Below are 20,179 nucleotides of genomic sequence, written 5' to 3'. Positions count from 1 at the left end.
CGAAAAGCGTCCGCTGCCGGTTGGTCGCGCCCTCGCCCGCGAGCAGCTCTGCGGAGAGGGCTTCGATCAGTTGCCATTGTTCGGGACTGGTGTCCTGAGCCTCGTCGACAAGGATGTGGTCGATCCCGCCGTCCAGACGATACAGCACCCAGGCGGCCAGCGAAGGATCTGTCAGCAGGGCCTTGGCGCGGGCGATCAGGTCGTCGAAATCAAGGAAACCGCGCGCGGCCTTGCGGGCGGCGTAGGCGGGCAGGAAGACGGCGGCGAAATCGTGGAGCGCAAGGGTCTTTTCAGCCGCGGCGAGGGCGCAGCGCTTCGCGCGGGCGGCTTCGACCCGCGCCATGAGGTTGTTCAGCGGGTCGATCAGATCGCCCAGAAGCGGCTGGACCGGCTTGGTCGGAAAGCTGCCGATCTTCGCGGCATAGTGCTGCGACGGATCCTTGCTGCCGCCCTTGTTCAGCAGGCAATCCTCCAGCGCCATGAGCGTGGCCGAGGTCGGCGCGCGCAGGTCCAGCGCCGCGAGCGTCTGGGCGGCCTTGGCATCGGTCTTCGAGCCGTTGGCCAGGATGCCGAGGACGCCGGACATCCAGACCGCCTCGTCGCCGAAGAAGACGTCGGCGAGGATGTCGCCCAGCGTGAAACCGGGCGCCAGGCCGAAGAGCGGCCAGATTTCGGCGGCGGCAAGCGGCCGGACGAAGGCTCCGCGATTGCTGGCGATCTGGTCGACCAGCGTGGCGAAATCCTCGCCGTTCTGGACCTCGGCCAGGCGGCGGACGACGGCGGCCTGCGGTCCATCGGCGATTTCCTCGACGATCTCGGCGCGCATCTGGCGGGCGGCGCGGTCGTCCATCTCGGTGAAGCCGGGGGGGACACCGGCCTCCAGCGGGAAGCGGCGGAGGAGGCTGGCGCAGAAGCTGTGGATCGTCTGGATGCGAAGCCCGCCCGGTGTCTCGATGGCGCGGGCGAAAAGCTGGCGCGCGCGGGACAGGCGTTGGGGCGACAGCGCGCCCTCGCCCAGCGTGGCGAGCGTCGTGCGCAGATCGGCCTCGGGCATCATCGCCCAGGCGCCCAGCCGCTGGAACAGACGGTTCTGCATCTCGGACGCGGCGGCCTTGGTGTAGGTGAGGCAAAGGATGTGCTGCGGCTCCACCCCGCCGAGCAGGAGGCGCGCCACGCGGTCGGTCAGCACGCGGGTCTTGCCCGAGCCGGCATTGGCCGAAAGCCAGGTGTTCCGCGCGGGATCGGCGGCAGTGATCTGGGGGGTGAGGGCATCGGTCATGCCCCATCCTCCGAGCCAAGCTCTTCGGGCACGGGATCGTCGGTCATGTCCCATTCGCCGAAGCGCGACAGGTGGTCGTAATCGCTGGCATCGCGGACGGATTCCAGCGCGCGGCGGGCGGTGTAGCCCTGGCCGGGACGCGCGTAACTGGCCATCAGCCTGCCGAACTCGGTCCAGACCTCGGCCACCTCGCCCGGCTCAAGGTCTGTCGTCTCGATGTCCAGCCGGGCCTTCAGCCCGACATAGGAAAGCCGCGCCACCTCTCCGGGGTCCAGCCCCCGGAACCCGCCCGCCTCGGCCATCGCGGCAGTCAGGAACAGCTGCTTGTCGAAATGCTTCTGCTGCGCCTTGGTGGGTGGCGCGCCGGTCTTGTAGTCGATCAGATAGAGCCGCCCGTCCTGCAACAGGTCGATCCGGTCGGGCTTGCCGGTCAGCGTGAAGTCGAGGCCCGGCAGCGCCACCGCGCCCTTTTCCTCGATCAGCACCGGCTGGCCCCCGGTCGAGGCCGAGAAGTCCAGGAAGGCATCCGCCGCCTTGGCGATACGGGCTTGCCAGATCGTCCGGGCCAGAGGCCAGGCCACCCTTTCGGCCAGCACTTCCCCGGTGATCGCCAGAAGCCTTTCGCGCCCGCCGCCACCTTCGCGCAGGTAGATCTCCAGGATTTCGTGCAGCACCGTGCCGCGCAACCGGGGGTCGGCGACGGGGCGCAGCGGGTCGAGCGGCTTCAGCTTCAGCACATGGCGCGCGTAGATCGCATAGGGGTCGCGGATCAGCGTCCTGATTTCGGTGACGGACAGCTTCCGCGGCCGGGCCGCGACCGGCGGGCGGGGCGAGGGCCGCCGCGCCGGGGCCGCCGCGGGGGCCGCATCGAAGGCCTGGGCCTGGCGCAGCCAGCCTTCGCCCCGGTCGCGCATCGCCCGCAGCGCATCGGGTCCGTTCCTCTCGGCCAAGCCCGACATCAGGTTCACCAGCCGGTTCAGCCAGCGCGAGGGCACGGTTTCCGCCTCCGGCCCCCGCTTCGCCCGGCTGAGCACCACGCGCCTTGCCGCCACCGCCTGCTGGTAGTCATGCGCCGAAAGCCCGATCCGGCGTTCCGGCAAAAGCAGCCCCGCCTCCTTCCGCATCGCCCGGTTCAGCCAGGGGTCGGGTGAGGGCTGGGCGGGCCAGGTGCCGTCGTTGAGGCCCCCGAGCACCACCAGATCGGCGCCTTGCACCCGGGCCTCCAGCGTGCCCCAGATCATGATGCCGGGGTGCACGCTTTCCGTCTCGCGCACCTCGTGCCGGTTGAGCACGCCCAGGAACACGCCCGCATAATCGGCAGGCGTCATCTCGCCCCCCGCCCCGGCTTCGGCCTGCAACTCTGCCACAGCCTTCGCGGCCTCTTCCCCGGCCGCCTTTTCCCACAGCGCCCCCGCGCCGGTTTCGGCAAAGCCCCGCGCCAGCGCCTCGCTCAGGACCAGATGCATCGCGACAAAGTCTTCCAGGGGCAGCCGTGGAATGGCCTCGTGCCCGCAAAGCGTGGCCGCCACGATCCGCGCCCAGTCGGCGGCGCGCTCGTGGGTCTGGGTATCGGCCCAGCTCTGCACGCTTTCCGCCGTGGGGAAGGCGGGGCCGTGGCGGCGCAGATGCAGCTCGAACTCGCGGGTCAGGATCAGATGCGGGCCGCGGCCGGGGCCGGAAAAGGCGAGCGGGTGCTTGAGCAGCGCCAGCAGCGCATCGCCGGTCAGCTTCTGGCCAAACAGTGCCGCGACCTGCCGCATCAGGCGACCGGGGGCCGACAAGGCCAGCGGACGCCCGGCGGAATCGTCGGGGCGGATGCCCCAGCGGTCCAGTGCGGCGGTCACGCGGCGGGTGAGGTTGCGGTCGGGCGAGACCAGCGCGGCGCGGGTGCCGGTCTCGGCGGCCTCGCGCAGGATCAGGGCGATGGCGATGGCCTCGGCGCGTTCGCTGGGCGCTTCGATCAGGATCAGCGCTTCGGTGGCGGGGCGCAGGTCGGGCAGGCCCGGCCCCTCGGTCAGCCACTGGTCGGTGATCGGCGCGGGGCGGAGCGAGAGCGAGATCAGCCGGTTGCGGTCGGGCGCGGGAGGCTGCGCCTCGGTCCATCGCCGGATCGCCCCCGGCCCGCACTCCAGCAGGTCCATCACCCGGCGGAAGCGGAATTGCGGATGGTCCTCGGCGGTCAGCGCGTCGTCCATGCTGGCCCAGACCGGATCGGGCGTGTCGAAGTCATAGCCCGGCAGGACCACCGCGCCGTTCGGCAGCCGGGCAATGGCCTGCACCAGAAGCGCCGTCGTCCCGCGCGAGGCCGTGGAGCCCGCCAGGATCACCGGGTCCGCGGGGGGGCTGGTGGACCACTCCTCCGCCAGCCGCGTCACCGCCCGACGCAGCACGGCCTCGGCATCCGGGGCCTCGCCGCGCAGCGCCTCGGTCACGATCCCGAGGAAGGCCTGTGTGCGCGCCCAATGCGCCGAATGGTTGGCCACGTCCAGCCGCGCGATGCGGCCGGGATCGACGCCTTCGCCCTGCATCTCCTCCATCAGCGCAGCCAGGCTGTCGGCCAGATCATACAGCGCCGTGCGGGGGAATTGCGTGGAGCCGGTGGCAAGCAGCCCGTCCAGCAGCACCGACAGCTCCAGCCTGCGGCGCAGGGACGAGATCGGGCGGGGCAGGGCGATCCCGGCCAGTGTGGCGGCTTCGGTGATCAGCATCAGCCGGGGCAGGAGCAGCGCCCCCTTCGCTTGCAGGCCTTCCGCCACCCGGCGGCGCATCCGCTGGGTGTTGACGATCACTGTCACCCGCGCCAGCGCTTCCGGCGGCTGGCCGGCCATGCGGGCCAGCAGGCCTTCCACCAGTTCCGCGGGAAAGTCGACGCCGAGGGGCAGGGCGAAGAGGTTCGGTTCAGTCATGCCGGGCAGAGTGGAGGAGCGCCTCGGCCGCCGCAATCCCCTCGGGGTGGCCCACGTCGCACCAGCCGCCGTGGTGGACGATCCCGTAAGCGGTGCCTGCGGCGATCATCTCGCTCCAGGGTCGGTTGAGGGAGAAGACCGCATCGGAAGTCGTCGCGATCCGGGCCGGATGCAGGATCTGCGCGCCGATGTAGACATGGTCCTCGCCGCCCGCGCCGCGCGAAATCCGCCCGTCGGGGGCCAGGCGGAAATCACCCTTCGGGCCATGCGCCAGCGTATCGGCCAGGGGCAGGAGCAGGAGCAGCGCCTCCATCCGGCTGCCGTCCCAGGCGGCGGCAAGCTCGCGCAAGGGGTTTTGCCCGGTCCAGATGCCGTCGCTGTTCAGCAGCGCCACCGGCCCATCGCCCAGAAGCGGCAGCGCGGCTTTCAGGCCTCCGCCGGTTTCGAGTATTTGCTCACATTCGTGACTGATCGCAACGCCGCGCCCGGCAAGATGGATTGCCATCTGGTCGGCGCGGTAATGCGTGTTCACCACCGTCCGGGTCGCGCCCGCCTGGTGGCCGACCTCCAGCGCATGGTCGATCAGCGCCCGGCCAGCGACCGGGATCAGCGGCTTGGGCCGGTCGGCGGTCAGGGCGCCCATGCGGGTGCCGAACCCGGCGGCGAAGATCATCAGCGGGAAGGGGAAGTCGGACATTGCCGTTCGATCTTGTGCAGGAGGTCGGGGGTGGGCGCGGGCAGCAGCCGGTCGCAGATCGCGCGGAGGTCGGCGAGCGCCGGATGGGCGAGGTTCTGCTGCAACTGGCCCCAGACGCGGGGGATCAGGCGCAGGTAGTGGGGTTTCCCCGCGACGAGGCAGAGCCGGGCGAAGATACCGAGAATGCGCAGGGCCCGCTGTGCGCCGAGCGTCGCGTAATGGGCGGCGAAGGCAGCCGGATCGGCCCCGGTGGCAGCGGCGAAACGGGCAACCATCGCGGATTCGGTCCCGGGCCGGACATCGCGGCGGGCGTCCTGGAGCAGCGAGACGAGGTCATAGCCCGGCTGACCCAGCTGGCCGAGTTGGAAATCGAGGAGCCCGACACGGGCGAGCCCCCCGCGACCCGGCAGCCAGAGCAGGTTCTCGGCATGATAGTCGCGCAGGATCAACACGCGGGGGCCATCGGCATGGGTGCACAGCGCGGCGGAGAGGGCGGCGTGGAAGTCCGCCGCGTCCGGTTTCGTCCCGGTGGCCGCAAAAGCGTACCAGTCCAGTGCGAAGCCCGCCGCCGTCGCCCAATCCGCGGCGGAAAGGTTCGGCAGGCCGGGCGGGGGTGGGGCGGAGTGCAGATGGAGGAGCACGTCGACCGCCGGGGCATAAAGCTCGGCCTCCCGGCAGGGATCGGCAGTCAGGAGCCGGGCATAGAGGTCGTCGCCCAGGTCTTCCAGCAGCAGAAGGCCGCGCGGCAGGTCCTCGGCGAGGATCGCCGGGGCAGAGAGGCCGAGGGCGCGCAGGTGCCGGGCCATGCTGGCGAAGGCCGCCGGATCGTCGGCCCCGCCCGGCGGGTTGTCCATCAGGACGGCGGTCGCCGCGCCGAGCCGCAGCCGTTCGTAGCGCCGGTCCGAGGCATCGCCCGCCAGATGGTGGCGCTCGGCCCTGCCCCAACCGGCAAGGGCCAGGAAATCGCTGATTGCAGCCGCCCGCTCAGCCATCGACCAGCGCCTTCCCCAGCCCGTCCCGCCCGCCGACGATCACCGCCCGGCGCCCCTCGCCTGCCGCCTCCAGCCTGATCCACAGCGCGTCGGGCGGGACATGGGCGCCCAGCCGGTCGGGCCATTCGACCATGCAGATCGCACTCTGGAAGGCGTCGTCGAGGCCCAGTTCCCAGACCTCGTCGGGGTGGGTCAGCCGGTAAAGATCGGCGTGCCAGATCTCCACCCCGTCCGCCTCATAGACCTGGACAAGGGTGAAGCTGGGCGAGGGCACCTCTTCCGCACGGCCCAGGCGGGCGCGGATGAAGGCGCGGGCGAGGCAGCTTTTCCCGGCCCCGATCGGACCTTCCAGCAGGATCACATCGCCGGGCCGGGCCAGCGTGGCCAGTCTGCGGCCCAGAGCCTCGGTCGCATCGGCATCGGGCAGGTCAAGGGAAAGCAGGGCGGCGCGCGTCATGCCGCGACTGTAGCGGCGGGGCGGGCCGCCGCAAGCCTCAGGCCGAGAGGAGCCCCATCGGCGCAGGGTCCCGGACGGTGTGGAACGCCAGCACGCCCTGCAGCCGGAAGGTGATCAGCGTCGCCCCGCCGGTCAGCGGGCGGAACCGGCACGAGACCAGCCGCCCGTCCAGAAGCCGCACCTCCCCCTCCCAGGGCGCGCGATCGCCCGCGCTGGTGACAAAGTCGGTCGCGTCGTCCCAGAGAAGCGAAGGCGCCGCATGCTCGCGCCACCAAGCGCAGAGCGTGCCGATGCTCGCCTCGGACAACAGGACCTGCGGGTCGTGCTGCCAGAGCTGGGCATAGGCGTGGTTCGACATCACCAGCTGCCCGCCCTGCGAGAAGACGGCGACCGCGTCCTCCACCGCGTCGATCACCGACTGGCCAAGCTCCAGGTCGGCCCGGTAGCGGCGGGTGCGCGACATCTCGTTCGAGATATCCTCGAACATGAAGGCCAGCGCGCCGTTCGGATGGGGGCGACCGATCACCCGGTAGGTCTGGCCGCCCGGCAGGCTCCAGGTCTCCTCGAAGAGGCCCATCGCGGCCTCTTCCTCCAGCCGGGCCAGCTGCTTGCGCCAGCTGCGATAGTCGCGCGGTTCGGGGATCATCGCCCGCGCCCGCATCGCGTCGAGGAAAGCGTTCAGCGTCGGGCGCGCGATCAGCATTTCCGGCGCGAGCGTGGTCAGGTCGGCCAGCGCGGGGTTGAACATCTGAAGGCAGCGCGAGCGGTCGAAGATCGCTAGGCCGATGGGCAGGTCGGCGAAAGTCTTGGTCAGGGTCTGCATGAACTCGCGCAGCGCGGCCTCGGCCTGCACCGCCTTGTCCGCCGCCAGCGCATAGCACAGCATCTCCTCGCCCTGCGGCATCCGGACGAGGTCGAACCATTCCGCCCCGCTTGGCATCTGCAGCTTCAGACGGAGCAGATGGGTCTTCGGCGCTGTGGGCTGGTCGAAGAGCTTCGGTAGGGGCCAGGACAGGTCTTCGCCTTCGGGCAGAAGCTCGACCGCGCGGATGAGATAGGCGTGATTCGCCCAGATCACCCCGCCAGCCGCGGATTCGCGCCACATCAGCACTGGCGCGCGCGAGAGGATCGCCCGCTGCGCCATCACCTCTTGCTGGAGCGCCGCAGCCGTCGCCGCATCGGCCGGACTGGCCGCGGGTCCCTGGCCGCCCTCGACGGTGATCCGGGTCAGGCCTGACAGGTGTTCGGCCTTCAGGACCAGCGCCGGGCCGGAACCGGACTGCGCGGCGATCTGTACCTGGCCCAGCCGGGGCAGGGCGGCCAGATGTTCGGAAAGATTGGGAAAATCCGGTCCGAACCGGGTGACGAGCCGGGCGCGGGCCGAGCTGTCTTCGCCGTCCGGCAGAAGCGCGCGCGCGGCGGGTGTCGCATCGACCAGACGGTCGCCGTCGAGGAGGAACGACACCCGCGCGGGGCTGTGATCGAAAATGCTGGGCACGGCAGCGTCGCGCCGCGATTGCCAGGCAGCGATGAAGAACAACGCGGACATTGCCACCAGAAGCGCGGTTCCGACCGTTCCCACCGCCATCCACATTTCAATCGCCATCCCGGCCCCCGATCCTCGACACCTGGGCCAAGGCTAGGCGGCAAACGGTTAATCGCCGGTTAACTGCTGCTCAAAGGTCGATGCGGGTGTTCTGGCCGAGGCCGCCCGTGCTTGGGGGCGGGGCCAGGTCCGAGGCGTTCCAGATCGCCTCGACCACCGCGCCCGAACGCTCCGGCCTGTCCTCGGGGGACAGGAACGGGTCTGTCGCATTGGCGAAGGACAGCTCTGCGCCCGAGCGCTCCAGCAATGTCTTGGCGATGAAGAGCCCAAGCCCCATGCCTTCGTATCCCGGGCGCTTCTCGGCCTCGGGCTCGGGACGGCGGGCGCGGACGAAGGGGTCGCCGATCCGGCCGATCACGTTCGGCGGAAAGCCGTCGCCATCGTCGGTGATGCGGATGATGATGCGATGCGAGGTCCATTCGCCCTCGACCCAGACGGTCGAGCGGGCGAAATCCACCGCGTTCTGCACCAGGTTGCGAAGTCCGTGGATGACCTCGGGCCGCCGCAGGATCGTGGGTTGCGCCTCGGCGCCGTCCTGGATCGGCGCGAAGGCGAATTCCACCTGCTTGCCCCGCGCCAGATGCGGCTCGGCGGCCTCGCGCAACACCGCCGACAGGGGCGCCTGCCGCAGATGCAGGTCGTCCTTCCCGGCCCGCCCCATGTCGCGCAGGATGTCGCGGCAGCGGTCGGCCTGCGCACGGATCAGGCGGGCATCCTCCTGCAACTCGGGCTGGCTGTCCAGCTCCTCGATCAACTCGGCGCTGACCAGCTTGATGGTGGCAAGGGGCGTCCCCAGCTCGTGCGCGGCGGCGGCGACCACGCCGGCCAGGTCGGTCAGCTTCTGTTCGCGCGCCAGCGCCATCTGGGTCGCCAGCAGCGCCTCGGACATCGACCGCATCTCGGTCGCGACCCGGCGCGAGTAAAGCCCGAGGAACAGGATGCCGATGATGATCGACAACCAGAAGCCGAAGGCGAAGAGCCGCGGGATCACCAGCGCCGTGCCGTCGGGAAAGCGGAGCGGCAGGTGCCAGACCATGGCGACGCTGACGACAAGGATCGCCAGCGCCCCCAAGAACAGCGTCGAGCGCAGGCTTAGCACGCTGGCCGAGATGGTGACGGGCGCGAGCACCAGGATCGCGAACGGGTTGGTCAGCCCGCCGGTCAGGAACAGAAGGAACGCCAGCTGCGACAGATCGAAGAGGAGGGTCAGGAAGGCCTCGGCCTCGTTCAGCCTCCGGTTTTCCGGCAGAAGCACGACGAGAAGCAGGTTCGCCAGCACCGAGAGCCCGACCGCCAGCGCGCAGAGACCCAGCGGCAGTTGCAGCCCGTAGGCCTGGCTGGCCACCAGGATCGCCGCCACCTGCCCGGCGATCGCCATCCAGCGCAACAGGATGAGCGTGCGCAGGCGGACCATGTTGACCCCTGCATCGCGGGCCTGAACGGTGGGTGGCGCGGTGACCATGCTGTGACCAGATGTCCTCCCAATCGGGTTGACCATTGTTATGGGTCGGCGCATCTGAGATCAATGCGACCCGTCGGACCATGGGGTGAACATGACGAAGCTTTATGCAGGTGTGGCGGCAGCGGCCGTTGCGGCTTTCCTCGGGGCCTCGGCCTGGTATGTCGTGGCGAACCGGGGTGACGACGCTTTTGCCCAATGTCGCCAGGGCCAGATTGCGGGCGGCGATATCGGCGGGCCGTTCACGCTGGTGAACACGGCGGGACAGACGGTGACGGACAAGGACGTCATCACCAAACCCGCGCTGGTCTATTTCGGCTACACCTTCTGCCCCGACGTCTGCCCGCTGGACATGGCGCGCAATGTCGAGGCGGTGGACAAGCTGGAGGCCAAGGGATTGGACGTGACCCCGGTCTTCATCACCATCGACCCGGACCGCGACACGCCCGAGGCGCTGGCGGATTACGCCTACAACATGCACCCCAAGCTCGTGGCGTTGACCGGCAGCGCGGATCAGGTGCAGGCGGCGTCGAAGGCCTACAAGACCTTCTACAAGAAACGCGACACCGGCGATGACTATTACCTGATGGACCATTCCACCTTCACCTATCTGATGCTGCCGGGCGAAGGCTTCGTCGATTTCTTCCGGCGCGAGATTACCTCCGATCAGATGGCGGAAAGCGTTGCTTGTTTCGTGAAGGCAGGCAAAGCTGCCTCGTGACCTGCTGCTGAAGACCAGGAAAGACGCATGACCGAAGACCTCGCCGATCTGGGCCCGGACCCGACGCTTCTGCTTGTCGACGACGACGAGCCATTCGTGAAACGGCTGGCGAAGGCGATGGAGAAGCGCGGCTTCCTGACCGAAACCGCACAAAGCGTGGCGGAAGGCCGTGCCAAGGCCATTGCGCGCCCCCCGGCCTATGCGGTGGTGGACCTCAGGCTGGAGGATGGCAACGGGCTCGAGGTGATCGAGACGCTGCGCGAAAAGCGTCCGTCCTGCCGGATCGTGGTGCTGACCGGTTATGGCGCGATTGCCACGGCGGTGGCGGCGGTGAAGATCGGCGCGGTCGACTATTTGTCCAAACCGGCCGACGCCAATGACGTCACCAATGCGCTGTTGGCCAAGGGTGGCAATCTGCCGGAGCCGTCGGAGAATCCGATGTCGGCAGACCGCGTCCGCTGGGAACATATCCAGCGCGTCTATGAAATGTGCGACCGCAATGTTTCGGAAACGGCGCGCCGTCTTTCCATGCATCGCCGCACGTTGCAGCGTATTCTTGCGAAAAGAAGCCCCCGCTAGTCAACAATTCTTGCGCTGGTGCGATATTGGCCCTATTCCGGAGGCGTCTTTATCCGAGGGGGATCAGACATTGAAACTCGACTTGAATACGCTTTCCCTGAAAGAGCTGAAGGATCTGCAATCGCAGGTTGCCAAGGCGATTTCGGGTTATGAAGACCGCCGCAAACGCGAAGCGCTGGCGGAACTGGAAGAAAAGGCGAAGACATTGGGCTTTTCGCTGTCCGAGTTGACTGGGGTCACGACCGGACGCAAACGCTCGCCGTCGACGGCGAAATACGCGAACCCGGCGAATGCCGCCGACACCTGGTCGGGCCGTGGCCGTAAGCCGCGCTGGTTCTCTGAAGCGCTGGCCAAGGGCAAGAAGCCGGACGATATGGCGATCTGAGCCTCAGCTCTGCGATTTGAGCCATTTCAGGAATGCCCGGGCCGCAGCGCGCTTTGGCCCGGGCAGGGTTACGATGAAATAGGCCGGAAGTTTTTCGCGGCCTTCATGCACGATGCGCAGTCGCCCGTCCGCCACATCGGATTCGATCAGCGCCGCCGTTTCCACCACCAGCCCAAGCCCCTGCCGCGCGGCCGCGATGGCCAGCTCCTCGCTGTTGATGTCGGTCCGGCTCAAGGCCTCGGGGTCCAGCCCCAGCTGCCGCAGCAGGGTATCCTGCTCCGGCCAGCCGGTTGACAGGATCCAGTCCATCTCCGCCATCTCGGCCGTCGTCAATTCGCTGCGCTCGCCGATCAATGACGGCGCCCCGGCGATCACCAGCCGGGCCGAGGCGAGGTATTGCGTCTCCAGCCCCGGCCAGTCGCCATTGCCATAGCGGATGCCCAGATCCATCCGCTCGCGGTGCAGGTCCGCCACCCGGTTGTCGGGATGCAGCGACAGGCCGATGTCGGGCTGCTGTTCCCAGAAGTCCTTTAGCCGCGGCATCAGCCATTGCGCCGCGAAACTGGCAGTCAGCGTCACACGCACCGGGCGATCCGTCTCGCCTGCCCGCAGCGCCTCCAGCCCGCGCTGGATCGCGCCGAAGCCTTCCCCCAGCGCCTCGGCCAGCTGCTCGCCATCCGTGGTCAGGCTGACCCCACGCCCCTCACGCTGCACCAGCGACCGGCCCAGCTGATCCTCCAGCGCGCGGACCTGCTGGGCCACGGCGGCATGGGTCACGTTCAGCATCCGCGCCGCCTGAGAAAAGCTGCGCAGCTCCGCCGTCGCCGCAAAGGCGCGCAGCGCGGTCAGCGAGGGGATGCTGCGCCAGTCGGTCGCCATATGTTAGATCACCTAACAGTCACTCAAAGCTATTGAATCGTATCACGACTGTTTTCATGGCAAAAGAGATCATCGAAAGACGAAAAGGAGAAAGATCATGTTGAATATCTTCGCCGAGGCCCTGATGATCGCAACGCGCCTGGGCCATGTCCCGGAACAGCATTTGCCGCGCCGTGAGCAACGCCGCAGCCCGCGGGAGTTCATGGAAATCGAAGGGCTGAACACGGCGGATCGCCTGCGGGTCATCGGCCGCTGATGCCCGGCGCCTGTCCCTGTCAGTCGCAGGCTGCAAGCAGCCGCGCCACAGAAGCCACATAGTCCGCCCGCACCTCTGCGGGCGGACGAAGCCGTATCTCCAGCCTGTGCACCAGCTCCGGCACGGGTCGTCCGAACAGCTTGTCGGCCTCCGCCTCGCGAAACCCCGCGATCCGCACCGCTTCCAGCCAGGCCGAAACCTTGTCCGCCGCCTTGATCGCCTTCTTGATCGCCACCGGCAACACCGCAGGCAGGCCGAAGCGCAGATGCACCGCCGCCGTCAACCGCTGGTCCAGCTCTCCGTATCCCGGCCCCACCGCCGCTTTCACCGGGCTGATCATGTCGCCGATCACATATTCCGGTGCATCGTGCAGCACCGCCGCCAGCCGCCACTTTGCCGCGATACCGGGGCTCATGCGCGTGAAGATCTCCTCCACCAGCAAAGAATGCTCGGCCACCGAATAGGGCCAGTCCCCCCGCGTCTGCCCATTCCACCGCGCGACAAAGGCCAGGCCATGCGCGATGTCCTCGATCTCGATATCCACCGGCGTCGGATCGAGAAGGTCCAGCCTGCGGCCCGAGAGCATCCGTTGCCAGGCGCGGGGTTGTTTCATGCGGAGCGGCCTTTGTTGTCTGCGGTCGGGATCAATGCTATCTGCCCGCGCAACTAAGGATCAAGGAGTGCGCCGCATGGCTGCGGATTACATCGTCAAGGACATCGCCCTGGCCGAGTTCGGCCGCAAGGAACTGACCATCGCCGAGACCGAGATGCCGGGCCTGATGGCCTGCCGCGAGGAATTCGGCGCCTCGCAGCCGCTGAAAGGCGCGCGGATCGTCGGCAGCCTGCACATGACGATCCAGACAGCCGCGCTGATCGAGACGCTGGTGGCCCTGGGGGCGGATGTGCGCTGGGCCTCCTGCAACATCTTCTCGACCCAGGACCATGCCGCCGCCGCGATTGCCGCTGCGGGCATTCCGGTCTTCGCCGTGAAGGGCCAGACCCTGACCGAACATTGGGACTACCTTGACCGGTCCTTCATGTTCCCCGAGGGCGCGAACATGATCCTCGACGATGGCGGCGACGCGACGCTGTACGTCCTTCTGGGCGCACGGATGGAGGCGGGCGAGGATGTGCTGGCCGTGCCGCAGTCCGAGGAGGAAGAGGTCATCAAGCTGCAGATCCAGAAGCGGATCAAAGCCTCCCCCGGCTGGTTCGCCAAGACCAAGGCCGCGATCAAGGGCGTGTCGGAAGAGACGACCACCGGCGTCCACCGTCTGTATGATCTGCACAAGCGGGGTCAGCTTCCCTTCCCGGCGATCAACGTCAACGACAGCGTCACGAAGTCGAAGTTCGACAACAAATACGGCTGCAAGGAATCGCTGGTCGACGGCATCCGTCGTGCCACCGACACGATGATGGCCGGCAAGGTCGCCGTGGTCTGCGGCTATGGCGATGTGGGCAAAGGCTCGGCCGCTTCGCTGCGCGGTGCTGGCGCACGGGTGAAGGTCACGGAAGTGGACCCGATCTGCGCCCTGCAAGCTGCGATGGACGGCTATGAGGTGACGCTGCTGGAAGACGAGGTCGCCAGCGCCGACATCTTCATCACCACCACCGGCAACAAGGACGTGATCCGCATCGAGCATTTGCGCGCGATGAAGGACATGGCCATCGTCGGCAACATCGGCCACTTCGACAACGAAATTCAGGTCGCCGCGCTGCGCAACCACAAATGGACCAACATCAAGGACCAGGTCGACATGATCGAGATGCCCTCGGGCGCCCGCATCATCCTCTTGTCCGAAGGCCGTCTCCTGAACCTCGGCAATGCCACCGGCCACCCCAGCTTTGTCATGTCCGCCAGCTTCACCAACCAGGTGCTGGCGCAGATCGAGCTTTGGACCAAGGGCGAGGACTATGCGCCGGGCGTCTACATCCTGCCGAAGGCGCTGGATGAAAAGGTTGCCCGCCTGCACCTGAAGAAGATCGGCGTCAAGCTGACCGAGCTGAAGCCCGACCAGGCCGCCTATATCGGGGTGAAACCGGAAGGGCCGTTCAAGTCGGACCACTACCGCTATTGACTGCGGAAACCGGCCTGGGGATCAGACCCGGGCCGGTTCGCCTTCGGGCGTCGGAACCTCGACCGGCGCCTTCTGGCTCAACAGCCCCCAGAGGAATCCGTTCGTCACCGACTGCATCCCCAGCGCCGCCAGCACGGCGACCAGCGAGGCGGTGCGGGTGATCGTTCCCGCCTCCAGCGGCCCGAACCCGCGCGAGGCCCAGAAGCCGACCGAGGCAACGGTCGCCAGGAAAGCCATCAGCAGGAACACCGCGCCGACCTGGCAGGCGGTATCCACCGATAGCCGGGACCGCAGGCGTTCGAACCGGGGCGAGGTGGGCAGCAGGTTCATCCGCACCGCGAAAAGCCGGGCCAGCGCATGGAACCAGACCAGCTGGAACCCGGTCATGATGAAGGTCGCGGCGAAGATCAGCGTGCCGGTATCCAGCGTTACGCCGCCCAAAGTCACGGGCGCGAAGAGCAGCGGCAGGAACAGCGCGCCACCCAATGCCAGAAGCGCAAGGCCCGGATAAAGGAAGATCGAGAACGGCGCGAATGTCAGCAAAAGCTTCAGGTGCCGCCAGCCATCCCGCCACGACCGCAGGTGCGGCGGACGCGACCGTCCGTCGGGCGAGAGCGTCGTCGGCACCTCGGCGATGTTCAACCCGGCCAGCGAGGCCTTCATCACCATTTCCGACGCGAATTCCATTCCGGGGCTGGTCAGCCCCAGCTTCAGGATCGCCGCCCGCGAAAAGCCGCGCAGCCCGCAGTGAAAATCGCCCACCGGCGTACGATACAGAACCCGCCCGACGGTCGACAGCACCGGGTTGCCCAGATAGCGATGCAGCGGCGGCATGGCCCCCTTGGCGATCCCGCCTTTGAAGCGGTTGCCCATCACCAGGTCGGCCCCGGCGCGCAGCCGTTCGACGAACCCGTCCAGCCGCGCGAAATCATAGCTGTCGTCACTGTCGCCCATGATCACGAAGCGGCCCCGCGCCGCCGAGATTCCCGCGATCAGCGCCGCGCCATAGCCGCGTTGCGCCACCGGCACCACCACGGCGCCCAGGCCTTCCGCAATGGCTTGGCTGCCGTCGGTCGAGCCGTTGTCGGCCACCATGACCTCGCCCTTGATGCCTGACGCTTCAAGATACCCGCGCGCCTTGCGGACGCAGGTCTCGAGTGTCTCTGCCTCGTTCAGGCAGGGCATGAGGATGGTGAGTTCGATCATCGGCTGATTCCCTGGCGGTCGGTCAGGCAGACCTGCGGCGTCGTGCAATGATGCGCTGGCAAAAGCGCCTAAATTGGGGCGGGGAATGGGATGAATCCTGACATGGCGGGGCTCCGCACCACAGAAGCGGATACTTTTCGCCATAGTCATGACTGTTTCCAAAATCACAGTGATTTGCAGCAGGCTTGGCTAACAACGAAAACGCCGGAAACAGAACGACGTGCCTATCACCTTTAGAACCATTACCGAATCACCCAGGTCGCTTCTCTGGTTGATCTGCCTTGCGGGAATCGCGCTGGTGTTCCTCACCGCGCTCAAATCCATGCCGCAGATTTCTGATCTGCTTCTCATGGCCGATCCGGACGACCAGATGCGCCTGATGGAGATGCGCGACCTTCTGTCCGGCCAATCCTGGTGGGACACCCGGCAATACCGCGTCCTGCCGCCCGAAGGCATTCCGATGCACTGGTCGCGCTACATCGACGCCGGTCTCGCCGCCATCATCCTTGTCGCCCGACATTTCCTATCGACCTCAGCCGCCGAACTTGCCGCCGTGATCCTCTGGCCCAGCTTCCTGGCCTGCCTGATGGTGCTTGTCCTGGCACATGGTACGGCGCGGCTTCTGGGAACCGCCTCGGCCATCGGGGCGGTCGCCGTCTTCCTCAGTTGGAGCAAGCTGGGCGGCGAATTCGTTCCGCCGCGGATCGACCACCACAATCTGCAGGTCCTTTGCGGCACAGCGCTGTTCTATCTGGCTCTGGTGCCGGGTCGCGCCTGGGTCCTGGGGGCCCTGGGCGGGGTCGTCACCGCCTTCTCTCTGGCGATCGGGCTGGAGCTTCTACCCTACTACGCCACGATCTGGGGCCTCATGGCGCTGCGCCATGCCTTCGGGCAGGCCAACACCGGCCCCTGGCTTCTCGGCTTCGGCGCGGCGATCACGCTGTCCGCGCCGCTGTTCCTGGCTGGCCAGACACCGATGTCGGGCTGGGCAACACCCTGGTGCGACGTGCTGGCAACCCCGGTCATGGCGCTGGGTCTCGTCGGTGTCGTCGCGACCCTGACCCCGGTTCTGGCCGGGCGCGTCCTGACCGGCCCGGCGTCGCGGATCGCGACCCTCGTGGCCGTGACCGGGGTGGGCCTCTGGCTCGCCTTCCCGCTTCCGGGCCAGTGCCTTGCGGGCCCCTATTCCGGCGTCGACCCGGAAATGCGCAACATCATCGAGACCAACATCATCGAGGCCCTGTCCGTTCCGACCCTGCTGGCGAGCGACCCCGCGCTTCTGGGTCGCATCCTCCTGCCGCCGCTCGTCATCGCCGGTCTCGCCGCGATCACCCTCTGGCGCCTGCGGGGACGGATCGGCCCGCTGCAAGCCACCGCGCTGATGCAGGCCTTCGTCGTGACCGGTATCGGGCTGGGCTTTTCCCTGCTGCAGATCCGGGCCGTCAACCTGATGACCCCGGCGATCCCCTTCCTTGCGGGTTTCCTGGTCTACGGCTTCACCCTGATCCCCCGCGAAAGCCGGGTCCGTGCCCCTGCGGCGGTGGCTCTGCTTCTGGCCCTTCCGACCGTCGTGGAAAACGCTGTGACCTGGCTGTCTTCGGCGTCCAGGACCGACTCTGGCCCCGAGGCGTCGCAGCAGCCAGGTCTGCGTGGCGGGAGTTGCCGCACCCCGACGGCCATGGCCGAGATCGCCCGCCTGCCTCCGGCGCTGATGTTCTCGACGATGAACCTGGGGCCGGCCATTATAACCTATACCCAGCATTCCGTGACATCGGCGGGCTATCATCGCAGCTTCGACGCCTTCTGGAACGGGACCGGGGCTTTCCTGACCGAGGACGCGCTTCGCGCAGCAATCGCCAAGTCAGGCGCGGACTATGTCGTCCTCTGCGCTGACAGCCGGATCGAGCGTGGCAATCCCTGGACCGCCTCCCTTATCGCTGGCGAGATGCCGGACTGGCTGACGGATGTGACGCTGGATCGCACCGAACTGCGGCTTCTGAGAGTCGACAAGGCCAGACTTGCAGAGACTTCCCCGTGACGATCCGGCACTCCATGTTCCTGCGCTTCCTGGCCGTGGGCGGTGGTATCTCCCTGCTTTACGCCATACTGGCGGCCACTGCGACCTCGCACCTCCCCCTGCCCAGGGCGGTTTCTGCGGGGGCGCTTTGGGTCCTGTGCATTCCCGTGGCCTTCTGGCTCCAGCGCCGTATCACCTTCACCCACCGCACGCCCCACCGGCACGGGCTGTGGCTTTATGCCGCGACACAGGGGCTGGGGGTCGGGATCGCCGCGTCGGTCAGTTTCCTTCTGGCGAACGGCAGCTTCCGGCACGATCTTTTCGTTCATCTCCTCGCCTCGGGGCTGGCTGCGATCGCCAGCTATCTGATCAATCACCGGATCGTCTTCCCCGATCCATCGGCAGACTGACGGCAAGGCCAAGAATTTCCCCTTCCCGAACTTGGCCCGGCAGACTACGGTCGCAGCCGTTAACGATCACCGTTCCAGTCAAGGGAGACAAAGGATGGGCAAGAGGGACGAACTCATCGCCAAATATGCCGATGACCTGAAGAACAAGTGCAACGTGACGCCAGACATGGCGCTTCTGACGAAAGTGACGATCGGCTGCGGGCCGTCGATCTATGACAATGACGCGCAGACCGTTGCCGCTTCGGACAAGGAAGAGCTGGAGCGCATCAGGTCGAACTTCCTGATCAAGAAACTGGGCCTGAAGGATGGTCCGGCCCTGATGGAAGGCATCAACGCCGCCGTCGACACCTACGGCAAGTCCGAGCGCAACAAGTTCCGGGCGGTGTTCTACTATCTGCTGGTCAAGCATTTCGGCAAGGAAAAGGTCTACGCCTGACAAAGGCGGACCGGCGGACATTGTCTTTCCCCGAGGAGCGCGCCATGTTGGCCCGCCCGCAGCCGGAAAGACCCGATGTCCGCCACTCCCCAGCCTTCCCAGACCGCCGGTGACAGCACTGTCGTGCAGGTCATCCTTGCCGTCGCGCTTGGTCATTTCCTGAATGACCTGATGCAATCCTTGATTCCGGCGGCCTATCCGCTGCTCAAGAGCAATCTGGCGCTCAGCTTTTCCCAGATCGGGCTGATCACCTTCGTTTTCCAGGGCACCGCCTCGGTGCTGCAGCCGCTGGTCGGGCTCTACACCGACCGCAGGCCGCTGCCCTATGCCATGTCCGCCGGAATGGCCTCGACCGGGGTCGGCCTCGTGGCTCTGGCCCATGCACAAAGCTTCGGCGTCGTGCTGCTGTCGGTCGCGCTGATCGGCCTCGGCTCGTCGATCTTCCACCCCGAGGCCTCGCGCATCGCCCGCCTGGCGGCCGGGATGCGCCCGGGCTTCGCGCAATCGCTGTTCCAGGTCGGCGGCAATGCCGGATCGGCCCTTGGCCCCCTGGCGGCGGCCTTCGTGGTGATGCAGCGCGGGCAGCTTTCGATCGAATGGTTCGCGGCCGTCGCCCTTGCCGGGATGGCGCTCCTCTGGGGCGTCGGGCGCTGGTATGTGGCAGTCGGCGCCGCCCGTGCCCACGCCCGGAAAAGCCGTGCCCGCGCCGCCGTGCCCCTGCCCACCGCCACCGTGCGCTTCGGGATGATCCTCCTGATCCTGCTGATGCTTTCCAAGTTCGTCTATTCGGTCTCGCTCTCCAGCTACTACACCTTCTACCTGATCGAGCAGTACGGCCTGAGCGTCGGGCAGTCCCAGCTTTGCCTTTTCATCTTCCTCGCCGCGGTCGCGGTCGGCACCATCATCGGTGGTCCCATCGGCGACCGGATCGGGCGGCGGCGGGTGATCCTGTGGTCAATCCTGGGCATCCTGCCGCTGACCATTCTGGTCCCCTGGCTGCCGCTAGTGCCATCGGTCATCGCGGTCTCGCTGGCCGGGCTGATCCTGGCCTCGGCCTTCCCGGCGATGGTGGTTTATGCCCAGGACCTGATGCCGCAAAGCACGGGGATGGTTGCCGGGCTTCTCTTCGGGCTCGCCTTCGGCATCGCGGCGCTGGGGGCCGCGGGCCTGGGGGTGCTGGCCGACCATTGGGGCATCGTCACCGTCTACCGCATCTGCGCCTTCCTGCCGCTTCTGGGTCTGGTGGCTTTCCTCCTGCCCAACCCGCGCGACTGATCGGATTTGCCCTAAATGCCGCGCGCTTCGCGTTTGAGCGGCGCGGCGGATTCGGCTATCAGGGAGAAGTCAGGGCAGGACGCCCGGGACCTTTTATACAGACTACGCGGTGCTTGGGGTGTGCGCGTGGGGTGGATGGAGGGTCCCGTAGGGGTGCGGGGCCCTCCATTCCATTTCTGCTGCGCGTGGACAGGCGGCCCGTCGCGATCCCGGACATCGCGAAGACGTGCCGCATCATCCCGATCCGCAAATCCCGGTCCCCGGGAAGCTCAGCCGATCCGCCCCCGCACCGCGCCGGTCTGGCCCCGGTCCAGCAGCAGGTGGTCCAGCAGCACGCAGGCCATCATCGCCTCGCCCACCGGCACCGCGCGGATGCCGACACAGGGGTCGTGGCGGCCCTTGGTGATCAGGTCGGTTTCCCGGCCGTCCTGCGTCACCGTCCGGCGCGGCGTCAGGATCGACGACGTGGGCTTCACCGCGAAGCGGCAGACCACCGGCTGCCCGGTGGAAATCCCGCCAAGGATGCCGCCCGCGTGGTTCG

20 protein-coding genes are annotated in these 20,179 nt (G+C 67.5%); 9 read left to right on the top strand and 11 right to left on the bottom strand.

The features are described 5' to 3' along the window. The 7 genes from V7Q39_RS10365 to regB form a co-directional block, all read right to left on the bottom strand. Positions 1-1,279 (bottom strand): UvrD-helicase domain-containing protein (locus tag V7Q39_RS10365; RefSeq protein WP_333816488.1); only part of this gene is annotated, 1,279 nt, incomplete at its 3' end. Further along, positions 1,276-4,185, bottom strand: a complete 2,910-nt coding sequence (gene addB, locus V7Q39_RS10360; RefSeq protein ID WP_333816159.1) for a double-strand break repair protein AddB — start codon at positions 4,183-4,185, stop codon at positions 1,276-1,278. The genes V7Q39_RS10365 and addB, both read right to left, overlap by 4 nt. After that, entirely contained in the window at positions 4,178-4,882 is a 705-nt protein-coding gene (locus tag V7Q39_RS10355) for a nucleotidyltransferase family protein (protein WP_333816160.1), read from the bottom strand. The genes addB and V7Q39_RS10355 overlap by 8 nt, the downstream gene beginning before the upstream one ends. Further along, positions 4,858-5,874, bottom strand: a complete 1,017-nt coding sequence (locus tag V7Q39_RS10350; protein WP_333816161.1) for an aminoglycoside phosphotransferase family protein — start codon at positions 5,872-5,874, stop codon at positions 4,858-4,860. The genes V7Q39_RS10355 and V7Q39_RS10350 overlap by 25 nt, the downstream gene beginning before the upstream one ends. Continuing rightward, positions 5,867-6,331: a tRNA (adenosine(37)-N6)-threonylcarbamoyltransferase complex ATPase subunit type 1 TsaE gene (tsaE, locus tag V7Q39_RS10345; protein WP_333816162.1), complete on the bottom strand. Its 465-nt coding sequence runs from the start codon at positions 6,329-6,331 to the stop codon at positions 5,867-5,869. Before tsaE ends, V7Q39_RS10350 begins: the two co-directional genes overlap by 8 nt. A gap of 37 nt (positions 6,332-6,368) precedes the next feature. Next, positions 6,369-7,937: a PAS-domain containing protein gene (locus V7Q39_RS10340; RefSeq protein ID WP_333816163.1), complete on the bottom strand. Its 1,569-nt coding sequence runs from the start codon at positions 7,935-7,937 to the stop codon at positions 6,369-6,371. A 70-nt stretch (positions 7,938-8,007) separates the two neighbouring features. After that, positions 8,008-9,399 carry a sensor histidine kinase RegB gene (gene regB, locus V7Q39_RS10335; protein ID WP_333816164.1) on the bottom strand — a complete coding sequence of 464 codons (1,392 nt, stop codon included), beginning with the start codon at positions 9,397-9,399 and terminating at the stop codon, positions 8,008-8,010. A 91-nt stretch (positions 9,400-9,490) separates the two neighbouring features. Between regB and V7Q39_RS10330 the strand changes: the two genes are divergently transcribed. From V7Q39_RS10330 to V7Q39_RS10320, 3 genes are all read left to right on the top strand, one after another. Continuing rightward, a complete protein-coding gene (locus tag V7Q39_RS10330) occupies positions 9,491-10,117 on the top strand; it encodes an SCO family protein (protein WP_333816165.1) in 627 nt (208 codons plus the stop codon). A 27-nt stretch (positions 10,118-10,144) separates the two neighbouring features. Then, on the top strand, positions 10,145-10,696 hold the full coding sequence (locus V7Q39_RS10325; RefSeq protein ID WP_333816166.1) for an ActR/PrrA/RegA family redox response regulator transcription factor: 552 nt from the start codon (positions 10,145-10,147) through the stop codon (positions 10,694-10,696). 70 nt (positions 10,697-10,766) lie between these two features. Beyond that, the gene (locus V7Q39_RS10320) at positions 10,767-11,081 is read left to right on the top strand and encodes an H-NS histone family protein (protein WP_333816179.1); all 315 of its coding nucleotides are present in this window, start codon (positions 10,767-10,769) and stop codon (positions 11,079-11,081) included. A gap of 3 nt (positions 11,082-11,084) precedes the next feature. Here V7Q39_RS10320 and V7Q39_RS10315 read toward each other — a convergent pair whose 3' ends face one another. After that, a complete protein-coding gene (locus V7Q39_RS10315; RefSeq protein ID WP_333816167.1) occupies positions 11,085-11,960 on the bottom strand; it encodes a LysR family transcriptional regulator in 876 nt (291 codons plus the stop codon). A gap of 97 nt (positions 11,961-12,057) precedes the next feature. Here V7Q39_RS10315 and V7Q39_RS10310 point away from each other — a divergent pair, with 97 nt between their 5' ends. Beyond that, a complete protein-coding gene (locus V7Q39_RS10310; RefSeq protein ID WP_333816168.1) occupies positions 12,058-12,216 on the top strand; it encodes a hypothetical protein in 159 nt (52 codons plus the stop codon). 19 nt (positions 12,217-12,235) lie between these two features. Here the strand turns inward: V7Q39_RS10310 and V7Q39_RS10305 are convergent, their stop codons facing one another. Next, entirely contained in the window at positions 12,236-12,829 is a 594-nt protein-coding gene (locus V7Q39_RS10305) for an HD family hydrolase (protein WP_333816169.1), read from the bottom strand. Positions 12,830-12,905: 76 nt separating this feature from the next. Here V7Q39_RS10305 and ahcY point away from each other — a divergent pair, with 76 nt between their 5' ends. Next, complete coding sequence (gene ahcY / locus V7Q39_RS10300; RefSeq protein WP_333816170.1) at positions 12,906-14,294, top strand: adenosylhomocysteinase; 1,389 nt, start codon at positions 12,906-12,908, stop codon at positions 14,292-14,294. Between the two features lie 21 nt (positions 14,295-14,315). Here ahcY and V7Q39_RS10295 read toward each other — a convergent pair whose 3' ends face one another. Further along, positions 14,316-15,500, bottom strand: a complete 1,185-nt coding sequence (locus V7Q39_RS10295; protein ID WP_333816171.1) for a glycosyltransferase family 2 protein — start codon at positions 15,498-15,500, stop codon at positions 14,316-14,318. A gap of 271 nt (positions 15,501-15,771) precedes the next feature. Here V7Q39_RS10295 and V7Q39_RS10290 point away from each other — a divergent pair, with 271 nt between their 5' ends. The 4 genes from V7Q39_RS10290 (at position 15,772) to V7Q39_RS10275 (ending at position 19,638) form a co-directional block, all read left to right on the top strand. Further along, positions 15,772-17,538 carry a hypothetical protein gene (locus V7Q39_RS10290; RefSeq protein ID WP_333816172.1) on the top strand — a complete coding sequence of 589 codons (1,767 nt, stop codon included), beginning with the start codon at positions 15,772-15,774 and terminating at the stop codon, positions 17,536-17,538. 14 nt (positions 17,539-17,552) lie between these two features. Next, positions 17,553-17,927, top strand: a complete 375-nt coding sequence (locus tag V7Q39_RS10285; protein ID WP_333816173.1) for a GtrA family protein — start codon at positions 17,553-17,555, stop codon at positions 17,925-17,927. Between the two features lie 94 nt (positions 17,928-18,021). Beyond that, entirely contained in the window at positions 18,022-18,363 is a 342-nt protein-coding gene (locus V7Q39_RS10280) for a DUF2853 family protein (protein ID WP_333816174.1), read from the top strand. Between the two features lie 75 nt (positions 18,364-18,438). Beyond that, a complete protein-coding gene (locus V7Q39_RS10275) occupies positions 18,439-19,638 on the top strand; it encodes an MFS transporter (protein ID WP_333816175.1) in 1,200 nt (399 codons plus the stop codon). Between the two features lie 269 nt (positions 19,639-19,907). On the opposite strand, the gene V7Q39_RS10270 is transcribed toward V7Q39_RS10275, so the two are convergent. Continuing rightward, positions 19,908-20,179: chorismate synthase (locus V7Q39_RS10270; protein WP_333816487.1), on the bottom strand; the 272-nt coding region annotated here is incomplete at its 5' end.

Origin of the sequence: Tabrizicola sp., assembly GCF_036781545.1 — a bacterium.
GTDB lineage: Bacteria > Pseudomonadota > Alphaproteobacteria > Rhodobacterales > Rhodobacteraceae > Tabrizicola.
The sequence above is the reverse complement of the archived record's forward strand: the minus strand, read 5'-3'. Positions and strand labels throughout refer to the sequence as shown.

What these genes read in the sequence shown, in the direction of transcription:
- addB (WP_333816159.1), bottom strand. Translation starts at nt 4,185, where the DNA reads ATGACTGAACCGAACCTCTTCGCCCTGCCCCTCGGCGTCGACTTTCCC.
- V7Q39_RS10355 (WP_333816160.1), bottom strand. Translation starts at nt 4,882, where the DNA reads ATGTCCGACTTCCCCTTCCCGCTGATGATCTTCGCCGCCGGGTTCGGC.
- V7Q39_RS10350 (WP_333816161.1), bottom strand. Translation starts at nt 5,874, where the DNA reads ATGGCTGAGCGGGCGGCTGCAATCAGCGATTTCCTGGCCCTTGCCGGT.
- tsaE (WP_333816162.1), bottom strand. Translation starts at nt 6,331, where the DNA reads ATGACGCGCGCCGCCCTGCTTTCCCTTGACCTGCCCGATGCCGATGCG.
- V7Q39_RS10340 (WP_333816163.1), bottom strand. Translation starts at nt 7,937, where the DNA reads ATGGCGATTGAAATGTGGATGGCGGTGGGAACGGTCGGAACCGCGCTT.
- regB (WP_333816164.1), bottom strand. Translation starts at nt 9,399, where the DNA reads ATGGTCACCGCGCCACCCACCGTTCAGGCCCGCGATGCAGGGGTCAAC.
- V7Q39_RS10330 (WP_333816165.1), top strand. Translation starts at nt 9,491, where the DNA reads ATGACGAAGCTTTATGCAGGTGTGGCGGCAGCGGCCGTTGCGGCTTTC.
- V7Q39_RS10325 (WP_333816166.1), top strand. Translation starts at nt 10,145, where the DNA reads ATGACCGAAGACCTCGCCGATCTGGGCCCGGACCCGACGCTTCTGCTT.
- V7Q39_RS10315 (WP_333816167.1), bottom strand. Translation starts at nt 11,960, where the DNA reads ATGGCGACCGACTGGCGCAGCATCCCCTCGCTGACCGCGCTGCGCGCC.
- V7Q39_RS10310 (WP_333816168.1), top strand. Translation starts at nt 12,058, where the DNA reads ATGTTGAATATCTTCGCCGAGGCCCTGATGATCGCAACGCGCCTGGGC.
- V7Q39_RS10305 (WP_333816169.1), bottom strand. Translation starts at nt 12,829, where the DNA reads ATGAAACAACCCCGCGCCTGGCAACGGATGCTCTCGGGCCGCAGGCTG.
- ahcY (WP_333816170.1), top strand. Translation starts at nt 12,906, where the DNA reads ATGGCTGCGGATTACATCGTCAAGGACATCGCCCTGGCCGAGTTCGGC.
- V7Q39_RS10295 (WP_333816171.1), bottom strand. Translation starts at nt 15,500, where the DNA reads ATGATCGAACTCACCATCCTCATGCCCTGCCTGAACGAGGCAGAGACA.
- V7Q39_RS10285 (WP_333816173.1), top strand. Translation starts at nt 17,553, where the DNA reads ATGTTCCTGCGCTTCCTGGCCGTGGGCGGTGGTATCTCCCTGCTTTAC.
- V7Q39_RS10280 (WP_333816174.1), top strand. Translation starts at nt 18,022, where the DNA reads ATGGGCAAGAGGGACGAACTCATCGCCAAATATGCCGATGACCTGAAG.
- V7Q39_RS10275 (WP_333816175.1), top strand. Translation starts at nt 18,439, where the DNA reads ATGTCCGCCACTCCCCAGCCTTCCCAGACCGCCGGTGACAGCACTGTC.